The sequence below is a fragment of the Streptomyces sp. NBC_00370 genome, assembly GCF_036084755.1.
Classification (GTDB): domain Bacteria; phylum Actinomycetota; class Actinomycetes; order Streptomycetales; family Streptomycetaceae; genus Streptomyces.
The window spans coordinates 6,338,327-6,359,622 of the sequence record NZ_CP107968.1 but is presented as its reverse complement, the minus strand read 5'-3'; the positions used below and the strand labels follow the sequence as shown (position 1 = coordinate 6,359,622).

At 71.6% G+C, this 21,296-nt stretch carries 17 protein-coding genes; 5 read left to right on the top strand and 12 right to left on the bottom strand.

Annotation, left to right across the window (positions count from 1 at the left end; all coding sequences use genetic code 11):
- Positions 1-40: 40 nt before the first annotated feature.
- Together OHS57_RS28450 and OHS57_RS28445 are read right to left on the bottom strand one after the other, a co-directional pair.
- The gene (locus tag OHS57_RS28450; RefSeq protein WP_328583726.1) at positions 41-2,038 is read right to left on the bottom strand and encodes a glycogen debranching N-terminal domain-containing protein; all 1,998 of its coding nucleotides are present in this window, start codon (positions 2,036-2,038) and stop codon (positions 41-43) included.
- A gap of 115 nt (positions 2,039-2,153) precedes the next feature.
- A complete protein-coding gene (locus tag OHS57_RS28445; protein ID WP_328583725.1) occupies positions 2,154-3,452 on the bottom strand; it encodes a DUF4192 domain-containing protein in 1,299 nt (432 codons plus the stop codon).
- Positions 3,453-3,616: 164 nt separating this feature from the next.
- Between OHS57_RS28445 and OHS57_RS28440 the strand changes: the two genes are divergently transcribed.
- Positions 3,617-4,270 carry a class I SAM-dependent methyltransferase gene (locus tag OHS57_RS28440; protein WP_052456975.1) on the top strand — a complete coding sequence of 218 codons (654 nt, stop codon included), beginning with the start codon at positions 3,617-3,619 and terminating at the stop codon, positions 4,268-4,270.
- A 78-nt stretch (positions 4,271-4,348) separates the two neighbouring features.
- A complete protein-coding gene (locus tag OHS57_RS28435; RefSeq protein WP_041983432.1) occupies positions 4,349-5,698 on the top strand; it encodes a PP2C family protein-serine/threonine phosphatase in 1,350 nt (449 codons plus the stop codon).
- 28 nt (positions 5,699-5,726) lie between these two features.
- Here the strand turns inward: OHS57_RS28435 and OHS57_RS28430 are convergent, their stop codons facing one another.
- The 3 genes from OHS57_RS28430 to OHS57_RS28420 form a co-directional block, all read right to left on the bottom strand.
- Positions 5,727-7,355: a carboxylesterase/lipase family protein gene (locus tag OHS57_RS28430; protein WP_328583724.1), complete on the bottom strand. Its 1,629-nt coding sequence runs from the start codon at positions 7,353-7,355 to the stop codon at positions 5,727-5,729.
- Positions 7,352-7,975: a TetR/AcrR family transcriptional regulator gene (locus OHS57_RS28425; RefSeq protein ID WP_328583723.1), complete on the bottom strand. Its 624-nt coding sequence runs from the start codon at positions 7,973-7,975 to the stop codon at positions 7,352-7,354. Before OHS57_RS28425 ends, OHS57_RS28430 begins: the two co-directional genes overlap by 4 nt.
- 71 nt (positions 7,976-8,046) lie before the next feature.
- The gene (locus tag OHS57_RS28420) at positions 8,047-10,206 is read right to left on the bottom strand and encodes a RecQ family ATP-dependent DNA helicase (protein ID WP_328583722.1); all 2,160 of its coding nucleotides are present in this window, start codon (positions 10,204-10,206) and stop codon (positions 8,047-8,049) included.
- A gap of 365 nt (positions 10,207-10,571) precedes the next feature.
- On the opposite strand from OHS57_RS28420, the gene OHS57_RS28415 reads away from it, so the two are divergent.
- On the top strand, positions 10,572-11,204 hold the full coding sequence (locus OHS57_RS28415; RefSeq protein WP_041983436.1) for a hypothetical protein: 633 nt from the start codon (positions 10,572-10,574) through the stop codon (positions 11,202-11,204).
- A 158-nt stretch (positions 11,205-11,362) separates the two neighbouring features.
- On the opposite strand, the gene OHS57_RS28410 is transcribed toward OHS57_RS28415, so the two are convergent.
- The 3 genes from OHS57_RS28410 to OHS57_RS28400 all read right to left on the bottom strand — a co-directional run bounded on the left by OHS57_RS28410 (position 11,363) and on the right by OHS57_RS28400 (position 13,536).
- Entirely contained in the window at positions 11,363-12,019 is a 657-nt protein-coding gene (locus tag OHS57_RS28410) for a hypothetical protein (protein ID WP_328583721.1), read from the bottom strand.
- Positions 12,020-12,147: 128 nt separating this feature from the next.
- Complete coding sequence (locus OHS57_RS28405; RefSeq protein WP_041983441.1) at positions 12,148-12,858, bottom strand: ribonuclease HII; 711 nt, start codon at positions 12,856-12,858, stop codon at positions 12,148-12,150.
- 51 nt (positions 12,859-12,909) lie between these two features.
- Complete coding sequence (locus tag OHS57_RS28400) at positions 12,910-13,536, bottom strand: TetR/AcrR family transcriptional regulator (protein WP_328583720.1); 627 nt, start codon at positions 13,534-13,536, stop codon at positions 12,910-12,912.
- Between the two features lie 134 nt (positions 13,537-13,670).
- Between OHS57_RS28400 and OHS57_RS28395 the strand changes: the two genes are divergently transcribed.
- Complete coding sequence (locus OHS57_RS28395; protein WP_328583719.1) at positions 13,671-15,230, top strand: MFS transporter; 1,560 nt, start codon at positions 13,671-13,673, stop codon at positions 15,228-15,230.
- A 129-nt stretch (positions 15,231-15,359) separates the two neighbouring features.
- Here the strand turns inward: OHS57_RS28395 and OHS57_RS28390 are convergent, their stop codons facing one another.
- Both OHS57_RS28390 and OHS57_RS28385 read right to left on the bottom strand, forming a co-directional pair.
- Positions 15,360-16,019 (bottom strand): histidine phosphatase family protein, encoded by a 660-nt coding sequence (locus OHS57_RS28390; RefSeq protein WP_041983448.1) that lies wholly within the window; start codon positions 16,017-16,019, stop codon positions 15,360-15,362.
- A 37-nt stretch (positions 16,020-16,056) separates the two neighbouring features.
- Positions 16,057-16,662, bottom strand: coding sequence for a YdbC family protein (locus tag OHS57_RS28385; RefSeq protein WP_063779600.1), 606 nt, complete (start codon positions 16,660-16,662; stop codon positions 16,057-16,059).
- A 188-nt stretch (positions 16,663-16,850) separates the two neighbouring features.
- On the opposite strand from OHS57_RS28385, the gene OHS57_RS28380 reads away from it, so the two are divergent.
- Complete coding sequence (locus OHS57_RS28380) at positions 16,851-17,378, top strand: TerD family protein (RefSeq protein ID WP_328583718.1); 528 nt, start codon at positions 16,851-16,853, stop codon at positions 17,376-17,378.
- A 108-nt stretch (positions 17,379-17,486) separates the two neighbouring features.
- Here OHS57_RS28380 and OHS57_RS28375 read toward each other — a convergent pair whose 3' ends face one another.
- Both OHS57_RS28375 and nrdR read right to left on the bottom strand, forming a co-directional pair.
- Positions 17,487-20,402, bottom strand: coding sequence for a vitamin B12-dependent ribonucleotide reductase (locus OHS57_RS28375; RefSeq protein WP_328583717.1), 2,916 nt, complete (start codon positions 20,400-20,402; stop codon positions 17,487-17,489).
- Between the two features lie 153 nt (positions 20,403-20,555).
- Entirely contained in the window at positions 20,556-21,065 is a 510-nt protein-coding gene (gene nrdR, locus OHS57_RS28370) for a transcriptional regulator NrdR (RefSeq protein WP_041983456.1), read from the bottom strand.
- Positions 21,066-21,296 lie beyond the last annotated feature (231 nt).

Here is a 21,296-nt window from a genome sequence, read left to right as displayed (position 1 = left end):
AACAGTCGTTCCGGCATCCACGATCGACGTTCTGCCCCTGTCACACCCCCAGTTGGAGTCCTGCGGCCGCTTCCTCGACCATCCCGAGGCCGAGCCGGCTCACCCGTACGGCGAAGGGCTCCCCCGCCACCCGCAGCCCGGCGAGATGCAGCCCGCCGAGCGGCGCGTCGCGCACCGGCCGCAGCGTGAGCGTCCCCGCGGGCGCGTCGGGGCGGATTCCGGCGAGCGTGACGAGCAGCTGGATCCCGGCGCCCGCCGCCACCGCCGCCGGACGGCACGCCGCCGGATGCGGTGCGGGAGCCCCGCCCGCCGTGCGCTGCTCCCCCGCGTACATCTCGGGCAGCCGGTAGCCGAACGCCTCGGCCGTAGCCAGCACCCCGCGCAGCAGTCCTGCCGCCTCCTTCTCATGTCCTGCCGCCGCGAGTCCCGCGACGGCCACAGCCGTCTCGTGGACCCGGACCGCCCCCGCCCGGTGGCCGAAGGGGTTGTGCCCCGGCTCCCTGGCGCCCAGGCCGCGCAGCCCCCAGCCGGAGTCGAGCCCCGGGCCGCCGAGCAGCTTGGCCAGCTGCCCGGTCTGCGCCCGGTCGAGGAGACCTGGGGCCTGCTCTCCCCCGCCGATCAGGCCCGTGTCCAGCAGATGCGCCGAGCTGCCGCTCAGATACGGCAGCAGCCGCCCGTCAGGGCTGCGCGCGACGGCCGGCCGGCCGCCCGCTCGGTCGTCGATCCAGAAGCTGCGCCGGAACGTCACCCGCAGGGCCCCCGCCCACTCCCGCCACTCGTCGGCCCCCGGTCTCCCGCACGCCTCCAGCAGATCGGCGCCGAGCACGGCGGCGCGGTGCGCGTGCGCCTGGGTCTCGGCCCGCTGCGGCCCGGCGGACCTCTGGTCCGCCAGCAGCCCGTCCTCGCCGGCCGCGGCACGCAGCCAGCCAAGACACCGCTCGGCCGTCGGCAGCAGCTCGGCCAGCTCCTGCTCCGGCAGCCCCCAGCGCCGGGCCTCCGCCAGTACGGCGGGGAAGGCGAGCGTCGCCTCGACGCCCGTACAGCTCGGCGGCAGATGCGGCCCCGCGTCCCGCAGCGGCCCGGGGAACCGGCCGCGGTCGTCCCCCGCTCCGGTGAGCTGGCCCCGGGCGACGGCCCGCAGCGTCCCGGCGGCGAGGCGGGTACCGAGCGGGAGCGCCATCCGTACGGCCCACAGCGCCTCGGCGGAGGGCGGCCCGCACCGCCAGGGGACCCCCGCGGCGGGATAGACGTCCGTGGGCCCGCCGGGGCCCCGCAGCAGGAGCGCCCGCAGATCGCCGACGCTCGCGGCGAACAGCGCCCGCACTCTCGGGTCGTCCCCCTCCGCCGTCGCCTCCGGCAGGGGGACACCGCCGGTCCTGCTCGCAGGCCGGACGGGGCGGCCCGAGCGGACGCGCAGCTCGATGGTGCGAGGCACACCGGGGCGCAGGTCGAACTCCCAGCGCAGCAGTCCCGCCGAGGCGAGCGCGTCGGCAGGAGCGGGATCGGCCGTGACGACGGCGTACCGGCCGTCGGCGGCCGTCCAGCGCAGCCCGGCCGTGTGGACGGTCGCGGGGAGTTCGGGTCCGGCCCGGCCTGCCGCGACGGCCGCGAGCTCCGCCAGATCCGTGCCGAAAGCGATCTCCACCATGAGGCGGCGCGGCGCCTTCGCGGCGCTGCGCAGGACGACACGCTCGGTGCCGTCGGCGTCCCTGAGCCGCTCGACGCTGATCTCCGGATCGGGTCCGGTGTCCGCGGGCGTGCGCACCACGGCCAGGAAGCGCGCCTTGTCCGCCGCGACCAGCCGCCCCTGCAACGCGACGGGCTCGCGCCCGGCGACCCGGAGCTGACAGCGCGACAGGAGCCTTCGGCCCGACTCGTAGAAACCGTCAAGACCGATGCCGGTGAGCTGGCCGTGCTCGGCCGAGACCGCGAGGCACGGCAGCGCGACGCACAGCAGGGCCCGGTGTGCCGCCGGCAGTTCACCCGGGGGCGCGGCGCGGGAGGGTCCGGTTCTGGTGGGAGGGACGGTGAGAGCCATCTGGGGTCAGCTGTGCCTTCTGTGCGCTCCGGTGAGCCGCCGGGTGACCGGCGGCGCGGCTCGTACGACTCCGCCACCCCGATGAACGCGGTTTCGGGGGGCCGGGTCACGGCTGTCATCGCCCGCTCCTCGTCCCGCGCTGCCCGCTGCGCCCGCTCGCACGGTCGCGCGCGGCCGTCGTACCCGGCCGCCTGGCCGCCGGCGGCAGGGCGCCGGGCCGTGGCGTCCGGCCCGTGGGACGGGGTCGCGGCCGGCTGCCCGCCTTCCGCGAAGCGGCCGTGGCACGCGAGCCGCGCTCCTCCCGCAGACACGCGCGCAGCGCCTCGGGATCAAGGCCCTCGTTGCACGCCTGATGGAGCAGTTGCGCGAAGACGTACCGGGGATCGGTCCGCAGGGCGAGCCCCAGCGCGACCCGGGCCGCCGGCTCGTCACCCGTGGACCAGGCGACCCAGCCGGCCAGGGTGAGCGGAGCCGCGGCGTGTTCCGCGTACGCCCCGACGCAGCGGCGGGCCAGCGCGCGCCAGAGCCGCAGCGCGGATTGCGCCTCCGGACCTTCCATCCATTCGGCGGCGCGGTCGCGGGTCTCGCGGTCCTGGAGGCCGAGGATGACCTGGGCCGCTTCGGCGTGGCTGATCAGCCCGTCGTCCGCCGCGTCCGCCTCGACCGCCGAGCGGTCGGCGACCGACGTCCCGCCGAGCCGCGTCATGAGGGCGCGCGCCATCCGCAAGGTCTCCCTGCCGACCTGCTGCCTGTTCCCCGCGCCCAGAATCCTCGGGACGAGCGCGGCCCCCGCGTCGTCCAGGGCCCGGAGCTGATCGTCGACCGCCGGGGTGCACCAGGGCCGCAGGCGCGCCTCCATCTCCTTCAGCGATCCGCGCACCTGAATGCCCGCGTACGCGGCGGCGGCCGCCATCACCGAGGTGCCGGGCAGCACCAGCTCCTTGCCTTCCGGCGGACAGCAGCGGACATCAGGACAGCAGTACGACCAGAAGCGGCCCCCGGAAATACACAGCACCTCGTGCACGGGCACGTCGAGCGCGCCGCACGCGGTGCGCAGCCGCTGGGCGAGCGGGCGCAACCGCTCCATGACCTGCCGGCCCGTCCGGCCGTCGGCCGGGTCCTGGCAGAGGAACGCGATGATCCCGTCGGGCCGCTCCCCCCGCCGCTCACTCCCCTCCACCAGACAGTCGGCGAGCTGATCGGCCACCGGCAGCCACTCGTCCGGCGCGGCCGGAATCCCGAGCCTGAGCCGGCCGCCGAAGCGGCCGTGCTCCCCGTGCAGGGCGACGAGGACCACCGAGTCGGTCGGATGAAAGCCCATCAGGTAGGGCAGTGCGTCGGCCAGTTCGGCCGGGCTGCGCAAGGTGATCTGCTGCTCGTCGGACGGTCCGGTCTGTGCGCTGTGCTTGTTCATGGCTCGACGGTCCCGCACCGGTCACCAGACCCGCGACCCCTGTGGATAAAGTTATCCACAGGGCGTCCTGGGGCTCGGGCGTGAGGTGCCTGTCCGGCGTAGAGTCGAAAGGCAGCGACCTGCAGTCGCGCGATCCGGCGACGGCAGCGACAGGAGGCCCGCACATGCCCGCACCGCTCCCGCCCGACGACGCTGATCACGCCGCGGCCGGCGACCCGAACCCCTGGCAGGAGCTGGAGGACCGGTACGCCGAGCCTCCGCCGTGGGAGATCGGGCGCCCGCAGCAGGCGTTCCTCGACGTCGCGCGCTCGGGCGCCGTCCGGGGACGGGTGCTGGACGTCGGCTGCGGGACCGGCGAGCACGCGTTCATGTGCGCCGACCTCGGTCTCGACGTCACCGGCATCGACCTGGCGACCACCGCGCTGCGGACCGCGGAGGACAAGGCCCGGCAGCGCGGCTCCGCCGTCCGGTTCCTGCGGCACGACGCACTGGAGCTGCCGGCTTTGGGAGAGCGGTTCGACACCGTGCTCGACTCGGGCATGTTCCACATGCTCGATCCGCAGGACCGGGCCGCGTTCACCGGCGGCCTGCGGACGGTGCTGCGCCCCGGAGGCCGCTACTTCCTGCTCTGTTTCAGCGACCGGGAGCCCAAGACCCCCGGGGTGACGGTCCCGTACCGGCTGTCGCGTGACGACATCACCGCCGCGTTCGCCGACAAGCTCCAGATCGATTCCGTCGTCCCCGCCACCATCGAGATCACCCTCGATCCGGCCGGCATCCGCGGCTGGCTCTGCGCCATGACACGCACCTCGGCCTAGGTTCCGCGAGAGCCGTCCCGGCACAGAGCCGTCCCGGCACAGAACCGGCCCCGCCGACGCAGCAGAGAGAAGAAGCGATTGAGCACGCAGCCAGAAGGCGACAGGGATTTCGACGTGGACCGGGCGGTGCAGGACTCGCTCGACCGGTTGACGCTCGTGGCCAACGCGTCGGAGGCGCTGTCCAGCACCCTGGAGCTGGAGCCCGGGCTGCGGCGGCTGTGCCGGGTGCTGGTGCCCGCCCTCGCCGACTGGTGTGCCATCGACCTGATCGAAGAGGACGACGAGCTGCGGCTGCGCCGGGTCGTCGTGGAGCACCGCGAGCCCAACGCGCTGCCTCCCGACTTCCTGGAGGCGCTTCTCCCGGCGGCCGAAGCCGACTCCCAGGCGCCGCTGGCGCGCGCGTTGCGCGGCGCCGGGCCGCTGCGGCTGACCGAGTTCCCCTCGCCCGCCGAGGGGACCGACGCCCTGGAACGTATCGAGTTGCAGACCTTCGCCCAGCTGGGGGCGCATCAGGCGGTGCTGGTGCCGCTGCGGGCGCGCCGCAAAGTGGTGGGCGTGCTGACCTTGGTGCGGGTCGACCAGGACGGGCTTGACCAGCAGGAGCGGCTGCCGCTCGTCGTCGATCTGGCGCACCGCATCGCCATGGCCGTCGATAACGCGCGCCTGCACGCCCAGACCGCGCACACGGCGGAGCGGCTGCAGCGCTCCCTGCTGCCCACCCTGCCCGACACGGGCCATGTGGAGCTGAGCGCGCGCTACGCGCCGGCCCGGGTCAGCGCCGAGGTCGGGGGTGACTGGTACGACGCGTTCCCGCTCCCCGACGGCGCCCTCACGCTGATCATCGGCGATGTCACGGGTCACGACCTGAGAGCCGCCGTGGCCATGAGCCAGATGCGCAACATGCTGCGGGGCATCGCCTGTGACCGTAAGGAGCCGCCCGGCAAGATCCTGGCCAGGCTGGACGCGGCGAACGAGATCCTCTATCCCACCCAGACGCTGACCTGCCTGTACGGCCTGATCGTCAAGCCGGATCCGTACGGTCCCTGGCTGCTGGAGTACGCGTCGGCGGGCCACCCGGCCCCGCTGCTGATCACCGACGAGGGCGACACCCGTTTTCTGACCGGGGGCCGCAGCATCCTGCTCGGGGTCACGCCCGACGCGCTCCGCTCCGACGCCACCGAGTCCCTGCCGCCAGGCTGCACGCTGCTGTTGTACACGGACGGGCTGATCGAGCGCCGCAGCGAGACGTTCGACGACGGGATGACCCGGCTGCGCCAGCATGCGGCGGCCCTCTCCCGCGAGCCGCTGGAGACGTTCTGCGACGAGCTGATGTCGGGGCTCGGTGACGCGAGTACGGACGACATCGCCCTGCTCGCCGTCCGCATCCCGCCCGCCACCGCGCCGCCGCACACCGCCACGGCGGAATGAACCCTGGCGGCCCGGACCATGTGCCGGGTCAGCGGATGTCCTGCCAGAAGGCGCAGTGGTGGGCCGCCGCCGCGTCGACCATGCGGTCACCGCTCGGGGTCAGTTGCAGCACGTCCTTCGCCGGTGCCGTCCCCGCCGTCGCCCTGGACCAACTCGGAGCCTTCGGGGCGACGGGCCTGCCGTCGTGCGCGAAGGAGGACCAGTAGTCGATCATCCGACTGGACAGCGCCTGCTGCCCGCCGGTCCGCAGCAGGCTCTTGCCGCCGAGGTCGAAGAGGGACGGCAGGTCCGTGGCGTGCGAGGCGCCCAGCGGCAGGCCGGGGACCTTGAGCCCGTTCACGTTCGGCGCCTGCGGATCGGCGAATTCGTACGCGTAGACGGTGGTCCTGGCTGCCAGGGCCCGGTCTCCCGCGAGGGTCGGACAGGTCCACGCCCCGTCCGTGATCACCGTGGACCAGGCCAGGGCAGCGGAACCGTACTTCTTGACCGGATACACCGCCGCGACATCGGCGGCCCGGTCGCCGAACGCGGCTGCCAGGAGCTTGGGGTAGGTCGCCGCGGTGACCGCGGCGGGGTCGGCGCGCAGCGCACCGCCGACGAACGACCTGGCCTCGTCCTTGTTCCCGCCGGACAGCACGGGGACATGCGCGAAGTCACCGCGCCGTAGAGCGGTCGCGGGGTTGCCGGGCAGCAGATCGGTTCCGTACGAGAGGTGGTCGGCGAAGTCGTTGTTCAGCTTCACCACGTCGGAGGCGGGCAGCGACCGCAGGCACGCCAGTTTCGCGGCGGCGTTGCCGTGGCCGCAGCCGACGCTCGCCGCGACCCTGGCACCGTCGGCCTCGTCGGTGGCGAGCGGCTTGTAGGGGGTCTCGTTCGGGGCGCCGGGATACAGGGCGCCCGGAAACCAGTCCAGCAGACAGGAGCCGGACATGACGGCGGCCTTGTCGACGAGGCCGCGCGCCTTCGGTGAGCTGAGCACGGCGCAGGTCGACATGGCCCCTGCCGACTCCCCGAACACGGTGACGTTGCCGGGATCGCCGCCGAACGCCCGCGCGTTGCTGTCGGCCCAGCGCAGCGAGGCGAGTTGGTCGGCCAGGCCGAAGGTGCCGGAGCCGGGCAGCCCCTTGAGGCCGAAGTAACCGAAAGCGCCGAGCCGGTAGTTGGCGGTGACGACGATGACCCGGCCCTGGCTCGCCAGCCGCTGTGCGTCGTAGTCGGAGCCCGCTCCCGTGGTGTAGCCGCCGCCGTGCCACCACACCATGACGGGCAGCTTCTCCCCCGGGCGCCGGTCGCGCGGAGTGGTGACGTTCAGGAACAGGCAGTCCTCGGTGGTGGCCGCTTTCGCGCCCGGCGTGGCCGCCGCCTGCGCGCAGCGCGGTCCCGGCTTCGTGGCCTGTGTGGTGCCGGTGGCGGCGGAGACCGGTTGCGGCGCCTTCCAGCGGCGGGCGCCGGTCGGGGGCTGTGCGAAGCGGATGCCCAGGAATTGGTGGGCCGTGGGGGTGGCGAGGCCGTGCAGCCGGCCACTGCTGGTGTTGACGGTGAGCGGCGCGGTGATCGGCCGCTCGGACCGGCGGCCGTTGCCGCCGCAGCCAGCGGCGGCGAGGACGGCCGCGACCGCCAGCACGCTCCACCGGGTGTGCCGAAGGGTGGGTTTCATGAGGTCTCCTTCCGGGTCGCGGCGTCGCAGGTCCGCCGGAGCTCGGCGCTCAGCAGTCCGGCGTCGCCGCCGGAGGTGACGTGCCGGACGGCGGCGTCCAGGACGGCGCGGAGGGTGAGGATCATGAGAGGGATGTCGAAGGAGCGGAACTGGCCGCCGCGCTGCCCTTCGGCGAGGATCGCGGCCAGGTCGGCCGTCTCGTGGTGGTGTTCGGCGCGGCCGTCGCGTGAGCGGGTGAGCGAGTGCCGGTCGGCCGCGAAGATCTCGACCAGCGCGGTCATATGGGCCGGGTGCCGGGCGTAGAAGTCGACGCTGCCGCCGACGAAAGCCAGCAGGGCGTCGCGCGGTGTCTCCGCTGCCCGTACCGGGGGCCCGACCTCGGCCTCCCCGATCCGGTAGACCTCCTCGACCACCCGGTCGAACAGGTCGTCCCTGTCCCGGAAGTGGTACGTGACGACGCCTCGGCTGACCCCGGCACGCTGGGCGATCCGCACGATCGACGCGCGCTCGGCGCCCAGTTCGGCGATCACCTCGACGGCGCAGTCGACGAGCTGTTGGCGCCGCGCCGCCTGGATGAACGACGGCGGGCGCTGCTCGGGGCCCTGCGTTTCCGACTCCACCTCTCCACATTTAGCACCCCTGACAAAAAATTGCCAGCACTGCTAGTTCGGGTGGGTCGGCGGCGTCCGCGTCACCCCGCGGCGGCGAGCACCAGGGGCAGCACACCTTCGGCGCCTGCCTGGCGCAGCAGCCGGGCGGCGACCGCGAGGGTCCAGCCCGAGTCGGTGTAGTCGTCCACGAGCAGGACAGGCCCGGGCGCGCCGGCCAGGGCCGCGGCCAGGTCGGCCGAGACGGTGAAGGCGCCGGACAGCGCCCGCAGCCGCTGGGCCGAGTTGCTGCGGTGGGTCACATGCGCGCCGCCCGGTCCGCTGTAGGTCAACGTCCCCAGGAAGGGCAGGCGGCCGACGGTCGCGATGCCCTGGGCGAGCGAGCCGACCAGCTGCGGACGGCCCAGGGACGGTACGGCGACGACGCCGACCGGCCTGGCCGAGGCGTCGGGGACGGTCGGTGCCCAACCGCCCGACGAGCGCGCCCAGTCGGCGAGGACCGCCACCGCGGCCTGCAGGACATCGTCGGGGACCGGCCCGTCCGGCGCGTTCTCGGCGAGCAGCGGGCGCAGCCGGTTGCCCCAGCCGATGTCCGAGAGCCGGCCCAGCGCACGGCCGGTGGAGCACTGCTCCTTGACCGGGATGCGCCCCTTGAGGTCAATGCCCAAGGCGGGCATGCCCGTCGGCCACATCCGGCGCGGTTCCACCTCGGTCCCCGGCCGGTCCAGCTCCTTGGCAGCCCCCGTCAGCGCCTCCGCAGAGACCCCGGAATCGGCCCAGGGACCCGCACAGTTGTCGCACCGGCCGCAGGGGGCCGCCCCCTCGTCGTCCAGCTGTTGGCGCAGGAACTCCATCCGGCACTGCGCCGTGCTCGCGTAGTCGCGCATGGCCTGCTGTTCGGCCGCCCGCTGCTTGGCCACCCACGCGTAGCGCTCGGCGTCGTACAGCCACTCGGCTCCGGTGGCCGTCCAGCCGCCCTTGACCCGCTTGACCGCGCCGTCCACGTCCAGCACCTTCAGCATCGACTCCAGCCGGCTGCGCCGGAGGTCGACCGTGGCTTCGAGCGCCGGCACGGACAGCGGCCGCCCCGCGTCGGTGAGGGCCGCGAGGGTCTGCCGGACCTGCGCCTCTGGCGGGAAGGCGGTGTCGGCGAAGTAGCGCCAGATGGCTTCGTCCTCCCGGCCCGGGAGCAGCAGTACATCGGCGTGCGCCACCCCGCGCCCGGCGCGTCCCACCTGCTGGTAGTACGCGATCGGCGAGGACGGCGAACCGAGGTGGACCACGAAGCCCAGGTCCGGCTTGTCGTAGCCCATGCCCAGCGCCGATGTCGCCACCAGCGCCTTGACGCGGTTCTCCTGGAGGTCGACCTCGGCCTGCAGCCGGTCGGCGTTCTCCGTCTTCCCGGTGTACGAGGCCACCTGGAAGTCGCGCTGGCGCAGGAAGACCGTGGCCTCCTCGGCCGCCGCGACGGTCAGCGTGTAGATGATCCCGGAGCCCGGCAGGTCGTTCAGATGCTCGGCGAGCCAGGCCAGCCGGTGTGCGGCGTCCGGCAGCTGGACCACGCCGAGCCGCAGGCTCTCCCGCTCCAGCGGACCGCGCAGCACCAGGGCCTCACCGGCGCCGGTGCCCAGCTGCTCGGCCACATCGGCGGTCACCCGCGCGTTGGCCGTCGCCGTGGTGGCCAGCACCGGCACACCGGCCGGCAGCTCGGCCAGCATCGCGCGCAACCGCCGGTAGTCGGGCCGGAAGTCATGGCCCCAGTCGGAGATGCAGTGCGCCTCGTCGACCACCAGCAGACCGGTCGTCGCCGCGAGTCTGGGCAGCACCTGATCGCGGAAATCCACCGAGTTGAGCCGTTCTGGACTGACCAGGAGGACGTCGGTCTCGCCGCGCTCGACCTCCTGGTAGATGGTGTCCCACTCCTCCGGGTTGGCCGAGTTGATGGTGCGCGCCTGGATACCGGCGCGCGCCGCCGACTCGACCTGGTTGCGCATCAGGGCCAGCAGCGGCGAGATGATAACCGTGGGACCCGAGCCGCGCCGGCGCAGCAGGGCGGTGGCGACGAAGTACACCGCCGACTTGCCCCAGCCGGTGCGCTGCACCACCAGCGCGCGCCGGCGCTCCTCCACCAGGGCGGCCACCGCCTGCCACTGGTCCTCGCGCAGCCGCGCCGTGCCGCCCGGGTCACCGACCAGCTCGGCAAGGATGGCGTCGGCCTCGGCACGCAGCTCCTGGTTACTCATGCCCCCATGCAACCCCACCGCACTGACATCGGCCCAATCCCGGCCGCGCAGGACGAGCGGGCGCCGGGCGTGTTTGCGCTGGTACTCGGCGTCCGCACTCCTGCCCCGTACCGATGTCCCCACCGCTGCCCGGACCGATGTCCGACCGGGCAACAGGAGTCAGCGGGGGTCGCGCTGGGCAGGGATATGACACACATACCCGCGCATTCCTGTCAGCCAGGCCAATTGCTCGTTGCCGCGCGCCCCCGCGCCAGCGAGAATTGGACCTGCCCCCGCACGGTCCTGTTCGCGTCCGCAAGGGCTGACCGCGGTGCGCCCTCACTCGACCTAGCCCGTATGACGGGCGCGTATGCGAAGGGAGGAACGTGACCTTCGGATTCGCTCCGTCCGCAGCCACTTCGATCACCGCATCGGCCGACTCCGTCAGCCGCCTCGCCAGGATGCTGGAACCCGCCGAATGGGCGGCGGCCGGGATACCGCTGATGCGCAATCCGCGTGAGGTCGTCAGCGGCCTGCACAGCCGGCACCGTCCGGTGCCGGGTACAGCGGTCGTCGCCGTCCTCGACCATGAGGAACGGCTCGCGGCCAGCGCCTCGTTCGTCCCGCGGGCCGCGGCGCCGGTGGACGGCTGGGAGTTCCGTAACGCTTTGCTGGCGCATCTGCGCCGGGTCATCCCGCACGATCTGCGCCGCCGTACGCCGGTGCGCACCGCCGCCCTGCTCTACTGCCGCGAGGGTGACGAGCGCTGGACGGAGGCGGACGGCGCCTGGATGTGGGGACTGCGGGACGCCTGCACCCTGCACGGCCTGCGCTGCGGCGCGTACATCACGCTGACGCGCGGCGGCTGGCAGGTGCTCGGCGAGGGCCGTGGCGGCCGGCAGCCCAACTCCCAGTCCAGGCCCACCGCGCTGGCCGACTGGGCGGCCGATCCCGACCCGTCGCCCCTACGCGGCGGTGGCGGCGCCGTCGAGGTGCTCCGCAGGACAGCGGCCCGCTGAGCGCGGCCCCGCCGACCCACGTGGCGGGAGCCGCCGACACACGTCGCGAGCCCGCGTCGCGCGACCGTCGGCGCAGGCTGACGGCCCGGCCGCCCCGAACGGGCAGCCGGGTCAGGGCACCTGGCCGCGACCACGGCCGTACGCGCGCGTCGTACCGCTCAGACGCCCGCGCCCAGTACCGCGTTGGCCCGCTCGGAGTCGCCGCACACGATCAGCAGCGCACCGGCCCGCCGCAGCGCCGAAGGCAGCGCACGGCCGACGGCGGCGTCGTCGCCCCCGTTGAGCGCGACGACCACCACGGCCCTGGACGTGGCACGGTCGGCGGCGGCGGCGTCGGCGAAGAACACGTCCTCGCCGGCGTCGTGCTGGGCCCAGTAGGCGTCCTCGCCGAAGGACAGCTCGTGCGTCGCCCACGGGTGCTGTTCGCCCGTGGTGAGTACGAGGATGTCGCCCGGCGCGCGACCCGAGTCGAGCAGCAGGTCGACCGCTTCCTCAGCGGCGTCCAGCGCTCCGCCGGCCGGGGCCGGGACGAGCTGGATCTGAGGGGCGGAGAGGTCGGAAGAAGCGGAAGGGGTGCTCGGCCGGGCCGCCTGGGGCGCTCCGGCAGAGCTGTGCGAGCGCTGCGCCGGGGGCGCCTGCCTCGCAGGACCGGGACCCGGACGTCCGGGGCGCGGTGTCGACGCGGAACGCGGGCCCGGTACGGGGCGCGGTCCGGGTACGGGACGCGGGGTCGGCGCGGTCCGGCCGGTGGCCGGTGCGGCGCTGGGACCCTGGGCTCTCTCGTGAATCTGAGGCTCCTCGGGGGTGAGAGGCATAACTGGATGTCTATCAAACACCGGTGCGAAAGGCATCGGCGGGGTGGGCACATTTGTGCCCATGTCTGCGGAAGTACCCATGGGCGCGGCACGAAAGCACACACCGGTCCCAGGGTTCACCGGAAGTTTCAGAAATCGAAGCCGAGTTGGCCCCCGTCTTCCAACGTTTCCGGTGCGGCGGCCACCCGGAACTTCTTGAGATGCCGCCACCGGGGCAGCGCGTCGAGGTAGGACCACGAGAGCCGGTGGTGCTCCGTCGGCCCCCGCTCCTCCAGCGCCGCCCGGTGCACGGGCGAGGGATAACCGGCGTTGTCGGCGAAGGCGTACGGCGCGTACTCGGCCGATCCTTCGGCCAGTTCGGCCATCATCGCGTCCCTGCGCACCTTGGCGAGCACCGAAGCCGCCGCCACCGAGACGCAGGACTGGTCGCCCTTGATGACCGTACGGACCTGCCACGGCCCGCCGAGATAGTCGTGCTTGCCGTCGAGGATCACCGCGTGGGGCCGTATCGGCAGAGCTTCCAGGGCGCGTACGGCGGCGAGCCGCAGCGACGCCGTCATCCCGAGGTCGTCGATCTCCTCCGGAGAGGCGTGCCCGATGGCGTGCGCCGTGACCCAGCCGTCGAGCTGACCGGCCAGCGCCGTACGGCGTTTGGGGGTGAGCAGCTTGGAGTCGGTGAGTCCGGTCGGCGGCCTGCGCAGGCCGGTGACCGCCGCGCACACCGTCACGGGACCGGCCCACGCTCCGCGTCCGACCTCGTCGACGCCGGCGATCACGGTGGCGTCGGTGGTGGCGCGGAGCGAGCGCTCGACGGTGTGGGTGGGTGGTTCGTACGGCATGACGCCAGCAAGATTACGCCGCCCCGACGCCGCGCGACAGCCCGGGTGCGGTCAGCCGGACGGCAGCCGCAGCAGCGGCATCATGACCTTGTCGATGACCTCGGCGATCTCGACGTCGGCCCAGTCACTCGCGCATACCTTCGTCCGGTACATCATCAGGGCGGGGATGACGTCGTAGACCATCGCGTCGGCCGCGTCGGAGCGGACCTCACCCCGCGCGATCCCCCGGCGGACCACCTCGCCGAAGAGCCGCGTCGACGGCTCGATGACACTGCTGATGATCAGCTCGTGGAAACGCTCGGCGCTCGACCCGTCGCACTCGTGCAGTACGGCGCGCAGCGCGGCGCCGGTACGCGAGTACATCCCCTCCCGGATGGCCGCGCACAGTTCGTACAGATCGGCGCGGACACTGCCGAGGTCGGGCGGCTCCTCCATCGCCGGCAGCCCGTCCCGCAGGGCCTCGACGACGAGATCCTCCTTGGACGGCCAGCGGCGGTAGACGGCGGCCTTGCCCGTCTGCGCGGCCGCTGCGACGCCTTCCATGGTCAGGCCGTTCCAGCCGACCGTACTCAACTGCTCCAACGCGGCGTCGAGGATCGCGCGTTCCAGCACGGGCCCTCGGCGGCGCAACGACACCTGCTGCGGCCGAGCGGTGGCCGCAGAGTGCGAAGAAACCATCAGTAACTCTCCATCGGGGCGACACTCCGGACGGCAGCTACAGTGAACGCTTGCGTTCTCTGTTGGGGACTCACTACCGTAGTCGAGGACAGTGAACGGGCACGTTCACTAACTCACTTGTGGGGGATCCAACAGTGACGACAACCTCTCAACTCGAAACAGCGAACAGAGAACCGGGCGCCGCCCGTCGGAGCGGGCGCCCTGGGATCGCCCTCGCCGTCATCGCAGCCTGTCAGCTCATGGTCGTACTCGACTCGACGATTGTGAACATCGCGCTACCGCATATTCAAGACGCACTCAGCTTCTCCACCGCCGACCTGTCCTGGGTGGTCAGCGCCTACACCCTCACCTTCGGCGGAATGCTGCTGCTGGGCGGCAGGGCCGGCGACATCCTCGGCCGCCGCCGGGTGTTCATGACCGGCATCCTGCTCTTCACGCTGGCCTCGCTCCTCGGCGGCTTTGCCCAGGAGCCGTGGCAACTGCTCGCCGCCCGCGCGCTCCAGGGAGTCGGTGGCGCGATCGCCTCACCCACCTCACTGGCGCTGGTCACCACCACCTTCCCCGAAGGCCCCGAACGCAACAGGGCCTTCGCCGTCTTCGCCGCCGTCTCGGCCGGCGGCGGCGCGATCGGCCTGCTGGCCGGCGGCATGCTCACCGAGTGGCTGAACTGGCGCTGGGTGCTGTTCGTGAACGTGCCGATCGGCGTGCTCATCGCCGTACTCGCACCGATCTACATCACCGAGTCGAAGCGCCATCCGGGCCGGTTCGACTTCTCCGGGGCCGCGACCTCGACCCTGGGCATGGCCTCGCTGGTCTACGGCTTCATCCGGGCGTCGGAGGACGGCTGGCGGGACTCGCTCACCATCACGTCGTTCGTGGCCGCCGTCGTCCTGCTCGCCGCCTTCGCCCTCATCGAGTCGCGCGCGAAGGAACCCATCGTCCCGCTGCGGATGTTCGCCGACCGCAACCGTTCGGGCTCCTACGTGATCATGCTGTGCCTCGCGGCCGCGATGTTCGGGATGTTCTTCTTCATCGTGCAGTTCGTCCAGAACGTGCTCGGCTACACCCCGATCCAGTCCGGGCTCGCCTTCCTGCCGGTGACCGTCGCGATCGTCGTGGGCGCCGGACTGTCGCAGCGGCTGCTGCCGGTGCTCGGCCCCAAGCCGTTCATGGTGACCGGTGCGGCCCTGACCGGCCTCGGCCTGTTCTGGCAGACGCAGATCACGCCGGACAGCTCGTACCTCGGCGGGGTGCTCGGCCCGCTCATGGTCTTCGGCCTCGGCATGGGGCTCAACTTCGTCACCCTCACCCTGACCGCGGTGTCCGGTGTCGCCCAGCACGAGGCGGGCGCGGCCTCCAGCCTGCTGAACGCGAGCCAGCAGGTGGGCGGTTCGCTGGGCCTGTCGATCCTGGTGACCGTGTTCGGCACGGCGAGCAGGGACGAGGCCAAGAAGGTGCTGCCGGACTTCATGGCGCACGCGAGTCCGCAGGAGAAGGCGCAGCTCGCCAAGACCCAGCAGCTGCCGGGCCATTGGGGCCATGAAGTGCTCACCCAGAGCATCTCCAGCGCGTTCCTGGCCGCCGTGGCGATGGCGGGCGTCGCCCTGCTGACGGCCCTCCTGGTGGTCCGCGTACGCAAGAGCGACCTGGAGGCCCTGAGCGGCAAGGCCGAAGCGGTGGGCCCCGCGGCCTGAGCACCGCGCGCCGCTCGCCACGGGGGGCGGGCGGACGACGCCCCGAGGTACGGGACGGACGGCGGGTCCGTCCCGTACCTCGGGGCGTCGCCGGTCACCCTGACCGGCCCGTTCCCGGTCACTCCATGGTCAACTGGTGACGCCGTACGGCTCCGGGACGCGCCAGCGTTCGAATTCCTTGTCGAGCGTGTACCGGCCGTCCGGACCGAGCAGCAGGGTCCTGGTCTCGGCGTTGCGCGGGTTCGACAGCGATTCGAACTCGGCCACCGACCAGTGGAACCAGCGCATGCAGAACAGACGCATGGTGAGCCCGTGGGTCACCAGCAGCACGTTGGGCGGCGAGTCCGGCTCCTCGAAGCTGCGGTGCAGGCTCTCCAGGAACGCGCCGACCCGGTCGTACACGTCGGCACCCGACTCTCCCTGCGGGAAGCGGTAGAAGAAGTGCCCGTACGCGTCGCGGTACGTCTTCTGCAGCCGTACGTCGTCGCGGTCCTGCCAGTTCCCCCAGTCCTGCTCCCGTAGCCGGGGCTCCTCACGGACCCGTACCAGCGCCGGGTCGAGCCCGAACGCGTGGAAGGTGTCATGGGTGCGGCGGTACGGCGAGACGTACGCGCTGACCGGCGTCGCGCCGAACATCCGGCGCAGCCGCACGCCGGTCTCCTCGGCCTGCCGGCGCCCGGCGGGGGTCAGTCTCAGGGCATGGTCGGGTTCCCGTTCGTACACCGAGTCGTCGGCATTGCCTTCGGACTCGCCGTGCCGGACGAGGACGATGCGTCGCGGTCGTGCCATACCCCCGACCTTAGATCGTCCTGCGGTAGGGCGATTGTCATACCGTCCAGGAGGGTTCCAGCTCGACGATGTCCCCGGCCAGCGCGGCCACGTCGGTGGCGGTCTGGGCGCGCAGTGTCAGCCGCTCCACCCGCTCGATGCGGTACTTCCCGTGCTCGGCCGCCGACTGCCACATGGACAGCACCAGGAACTCGTTGCCCGGCGCCTCCCCGAACAACCCGCGCAGCATGCCGGGCGAGCCGGCCATCGCGGGATTCCACACCTTCTCCTGCATCAGCGCGAAGTGCTCGACCCGGTCCTCGTGCACCTTGCTGTGCGCGACCCGCACCACGTCCGCGTCGGTGAACCTCGGCTCGAAGCCGGTCTTCACGTCGAAGCGGTGGTCGAACAGCTTGGACTGGCTGTCCTTGTACGTCCCCGACTGCGCGGCCGCGAGCCGGTCATGGGCGCGCGCCATGAACGAGTCGTAGAACGCACGGCTCTCCCAGAAGGTGAAGACGTGGGCCACGCCCGGCCGTACCCTGCTCCATCCTCCGCCCTGCCCCCTGAACCCCGGTTCGCCGAGCAACCCCGCCCATTTCCGCTGTCCGCGTTCAAAACCTCGACGGTCGACCACGGTGCAGCGAATCCACTTGACCAGCACCGCGCCATCGTACGGGGCCCGGGCGTGGCGCGGGTCACTGTCCGGTTCACGTCACGCACCCCCGGCGGCGAACGGAAACCGGCCAACCTGGCGGCCGGGAGACCCTGGGCCCTCTGCGTTGTCGGTGGCCCGGTCTAGCCTGGCAATCAAGGCTGGGAACACGGCCCGTCGCGGGAGGGCGAAGACTGATGAGCAACCTCAACAAAGGGGTGTCCAAGGCCGAGGTCACACTGAAATGGGATCCGAGCCCGCTCGGGCAGCCGGCCCATGACCTGGACCTCGTCGCCGGGACGTTCACCTCGGACGACCCGCGTGGCAACCCCGCCTACCTGGTGTTCTTCGGCAGCCGGTCGCCGGACGGCACGATCACACTGAACCGGGACAGCAAGGACGGCGTCGGTTTCGGCACCGACGAGGACATGACACTGGAGCTGGACCGACTGGGGGACTCGTTCACCCGTGTCGTGGTGGGTGTGGCCATACAACAGCGCGACGGCGAGCTGACGTTCGGCGAGATAACCAACCCCTCCGTGCGGGTGCTGGAGGGGTACAACGAGCTGGCGGCGTACGACTTCGCCGATGTCCCGGAGGCCACAGCGGCGACGTTCGCCGAATTCAGCCGCGAGCCCGGCGGGGTCTGGGTGTTCCGCCCGGCCGTCCACGCGTTCGACGACACGGACCCGCAGTCCTTCGGCCGGCTGATGGGCCGCGTCTGACGGCGGCGCTGCGCACGAGCACGGCAGCGGCCCCCGCCGGACGTCTTCACGTCCGGCGGGGGCCGCTGTGCAGGTCAGCCGCTGTGCAGCGGCAGCCGGTGTGCGGGCTCAGCTGCAACCGCTGGTGGAGCCGCAGCCCTCGCAGATGTAGCAGGACCCGGCCCGCTGCATCTTCGTACCGCAGGAGAAGCACAGCGGTGCGTCGGCGCTGATGCCGAGCTGCATCTCGACGAGCTCCGCCGAGGTGTGGGCCTCCTGCGGGGCCGGTGTCATCGCCGGGACCGAGGGCGTCGTCGCGACCGCCTTCAGCGCGGGCTCCTGCCGCCGGGGGGCGGACTGGGCCAGGCTGTCGGCGTCCAGACCGGCGTCACCTTCGAGCCCGTCGTCCGGCTGCTCGTACGAGCCGGTGTCCAGGTGGCGCTGGCGCTCGTCGGCCGAGTGGATACCGAGCGCGGAGCGCGTCTCGAAGGGCAGGAAGTCCAGCGCGAGGCGGCGGAAGATGTAGTCGACGATCGACTGCGCCATCCGCACGTCCGGGTCGTCCGTCATACCGGCCGGCTCGAAGCGCATGTTGGTGAACTTCGAGACGTACGTCTCCAGCGGCACGCCGTACTGGAGCCCGACGGAGACGGCGATCGAGAAGGCGTCCATCATGCCCGCGAGGGTCGAGCCCTGCTTGGACATCTTCAGGAAGACCTCGCCCAGACCGTCGTCCGGGTAGGAGTTCGCCGTCATGTAGCCCTCGGCGCCACCCACCGTGAAGGAGGTGGTCAGGCCAGGACGGCCCTTGGGCAGGCGCTTGCGGACCGGGCGGTACTCGATGACCTTCTCCACCGCCTGGCGGATGGTGGACTCGGTCTTCTCCGTGACCTCCTCGGCCGCCTTCTCCTTCTTCTTCGCGGAGAGGGGCTGGCCGACCTTGCAGTTGTCGCGGTAGATCGCGAGCGCCTTGACGCCCATCTTCCACGCCTCGAAGTAGACCTCTTCGACGTCCTCGACGGTCGCCGTCTCCGGCAGGTTGACCGTCTTGGACAGCGCGCCGGAGATCCACGGCTGGATGGCCGCCATCATCCGGACGTGGCCCATGGCCGAGATGGACCGCTCGCCCATGGCGCAGTCGAACACCGAGTAGTGCTCGGTCTTCAGGCCGGGCGCGTCGATCACATTGCCGTGCTCGGCGATGTGGGCGACGACCGCCTCGATCTGCTCCTCCTGGTATCCCAGCCGGCGCAGCGCCTGCGGCACCGTGCCGTTGACGATCTGCATCGAGCCGCCGCCGACGAGCTTCTTGAACTTGACCAGGGCCAGGTCGGGCTCAAGGCCCGTGGTGTCGCAGGACATCGCGAGACCGATGGTGCCGGTCGGGGCGATGACGGACGCCTGCGCGTTGCGGAAGCCGTTCTTCTCGCCGAGCCGCAGCACGTCCTGCCAGGCTTCGGTGGCCGCGGCCCAGACGGGGCTGTCCAGGTCGTCCACGCGGGGCGCGGTGGCGTTGGCGTCGGAGTGCTGCTTCATGACCCGGTTGTGCGGCTCGGCGTTGCGGGCGTAGCCGTCGTACGGGCCGACGACAGCGGCGAGTTCGGCGGAGCGCCGGTACGACGTGCCGGTCATCAGGGAGGTGATGGCGCCGGCCAGCGAGCGGCCGCCGTCCGAGTCGTACGCGTGGCCCGTGGCCATCAGCAGGGCGCCGAGGTTGGCGTAGCCGATGCCGAGCTGGCGGAAGGCGCGGGTGTTCTCGCCGATCTTCTGCGTGGGGAAGTCGGCGAAGCAGATGGAGATGTCCATCGCGGTGATGACCAGCTCGACGACCTTGGCGAACCGGTCCACCTCGAAGGACTGGTGGCCCTTGCCGTCGTCCTTGAGGAACTTCATCAGGTTCAGCGAGGCCAGGTTGCACGAGGTGTTGTCCAGGTGCATGTACTCACTGCACGGGTTCGAGCCGTTGATCCGGCCGGACTCGGGGCAGGTGTGCCAGCGGTTGATCGTGTCGTCGTACTGGATGCCGGGGTCGGCGCACGCCCACGCGGCCTCCGCCATCCTGCGGAAGAGGGACTTGGCCTCGACCTCTTCGATGACCTCGCCGGTCATCCGGGCCTTCAGACCGAACTTGGCGCCGTTCTCGACGGCGTGCATGAACTCGTCGTTCACCCGGACCGAGTTGTTGGCGTTCTGGTACTGGACGGACGTGATGTCGTCGCCGCCCAGGTCCATGTCGAAGCCCGCGTCACGCAGCGCGCGGATCTTCTCCTCTTCCTTGACCTTGGTCTGGATGAAGTCCTCGATGTCGGGGTGGTCGACGTCGAGGATGACCATCTTGGCCGCACGGCGGGTGGCGCCGCCCGACTTGATCGTGCCGGCGGAGGCGTCCGCACCACGCATGAAGGAGACCGGGCCCGACGCGTTGCCGCCGGAGGAGAGCAGTTCCTTGGAGGAGCGGATCCGGGAGAGGTTCAGGCCGGCGCCCGAGCCGCCCTTGAAGATCATCCCCTCTTCCTTGTACCAGTCGAGGATCGAGTCCATCGAGTCGTCGACCGACAGGATGAAGCAGGCGGAGACCTGCTGCGGCTGCGGGGTGCCGACGTTGAACCACACCGGTGAGTTGAAGCTGAAGATCTGGTGCAGCAGCGCGTACGCCAGCTCGTGCTCGAAGATCTCGGCGTCGGCGGGCGAGGCGAAGTAGTGGAAGTCCTCGCCGGCCTTGCGGTACGTCCGCACGATGCGGTCGATGAGCTGCCGCAGACCCGTCTCGCGCTGCGGGGTGCCGACGGCGCCCCTGAAATACTTGCTGGTGACGATGTTGACCGCGTTCAGCGACCAGAAGTCGGGGAACTCGACGCCACGCTGCTCGAAGTTGACCGAGCCGTCGCGCCAGTTGGTCATGACGACGTCACGGCGCTCCCAGGCCACCTCGTCGTACGGATGCACTCCGGGCGTGGTGTGGATCCGCTCGATCCGCAGACCCTTGCCTACCTTGGCGCCCTTGGTCCGGGAGCCTCGTGCCGGGCCGCTCGTCGTCTGTGTCATGCCGCCTCCATATACGTACAAAAACGCCCTGAAGTGCCATGTTCTTCCCGTGGCACGTCATGTCTGTGCTGCCCTCGGACGCGACGATGCGTCCGTGGCACGTCCTGGCTGGTCCTGCTCGCCGCGTGAGCGGCCGGTGTGGTGGCCGGCCGGTCAGTCGGCGGCGGTGGCGGGCACGGGGACCTCGGGGTCCTCGCCGGCCGCGCCGTCCTGTGCGTGAGGCCGCTCGCGCAGCTCGCCGATGGCGGCCTCGAAGTCTTCGAGCGAGTTGAAAGCCCGGTACACGGATGCGAAACGCAGATACGCGACGAGGTCGAGTTCCTGCAGGGGGCCGAGTATGGCCAGACCCACGTCGTGGGTGGTCAGCTCGGCGCTTCCGGTGGCGCGCAGCGCCTCCTCGACCCGCTGGCCGAGCTGGGCGAGCGCGTCCTCGGTGACCGGCCGCCCCTGGCACGCCTTGCGCACGCCGGAGATGACCTTGGTACGGCTGAAGGGTTCGGTCACGCCGCTGCGCTTGATGACCATCAGCGAAGCGGTCTCCACCGTCGTGAACCGGCGGGAGCAGTCGGGGCACTGCCGACGGCGCCGGATCGACGTCCCGTCGTCCGTGGTGCGACTGTCGACGACGCGGCTGTCGGGGTGCCTGCAGAAGGGACAGTGCATGGTTCCCTTTCCCTCCCTCGCAGCATGGCTGAATAGCCTCGTCAGAGGCCGGAAACAGCCCCTCGAAGCAACCCCCAGCATAGGCGATGGCCTCGGTCGGGAAAGACCCGGGACCACAACTTCTGGGTGGCTGAGATAATCCAACCACTAGATCTGGTGTCTGCGCGCACCATACGCCTCTACGCGTGTCGCGCGTCGTAGGCGTACCGGCGGGTCTCACCGACCGGCCAT

What these genes read in the sequence shown, in the direction of transcription:
- nrdR (WP_041983456.1), bottom strand. Translation starts at nt 21,065, where the DNA reads ATGCACTGTCCCTTCTGCAGGCACCCCGACAGCCGCGTCGTCGACAGT.
- OHS57_RS28450 (WP_328583726.1), bottom strand. Translation starts at nt 2,038, where the DNA reads ATGGCTCTCACCGTCCCTCCCACCAGAACCGGACCCTCCCGCGCCGCG.
- OHS57_RS28405 (WP_041983441.1), bottom strand. Translation starts at nt 12,858, where the DNA reads ATGCCGTACGAACCACCCACCCACACCGTCGAGCGCTCGCTCCGCGCC.
- OHS57_RS28375 (WP_328583717.1), bottom strand. Translation starts at nt 20,402, where the DNA reads ATGACACAGACGACGAGCGGCCCGGCACGAGGCTCCCGGACCAAGGGC.
- OHS57_RS28420 (WP_328583722.1), bottom strand. Translation starts at nt 10,206, where the DNA reads ATGAGTAACCAGGAGCTGCGTGCCGAGGCCGACGCCATCCTTGCCGAG.
- OHS57_RS28440 (WP_052456975.1), top strand. Translation starts at nt 3,617, where the DNA reads ATGCCCGCACCGCTCCCGCCCGACGACGCTGATCACGCCGCGGCCGGC.
- OHS57_RS28445 (WP_328583725.1), bottom strand. Translation starts at nt 3,452, where the DNA reads ATGAACAAGCACAGCGCACAGACCGGACCGTCCGACGAGCAGCAGATC.
- OHS57_RS28430 (WP_328583724.1), bottom strand. Translation starts at nt 7,355, where the DNA reads ATGAAACCCACCCTTCGGCACACCCGGTGGAGCGTGCTGGCGGTCGCG.
- OHS57_RS28410 (WP_328583721.1), bottom strand. Translation starts at nt 12,019, where the DNA reads ATGCCTCTCACCCCCGAGGAGCCTCAGATTCACGAGAGAGCCCAGGGT.
- OHS57_RS28380 (WP_328583718.1), top strand. Translation starts at nt 16,851, where the DNA reads ATGAGCAACCTCAACAAAGGGGTGTCCAAGGCCGAGGTCACACTGAAA.
- OHS57_RS28400 (WP_328583720.1), bottom strand. Translation starts at nt 13,536, where the DNA reads ATGGTTTCTTCGCACTCTGCGGCCACCGCTCGGCCGCAGCAGGTGTCG.
- OHS57_RS28390 (WP_041983448.1), bottom strand. Translation starts at nt 16,019, where the DNA reads ATGGCACGACCGCGACGCATCGTCCTCGTCCGGCACGGCGAGTCCGAA.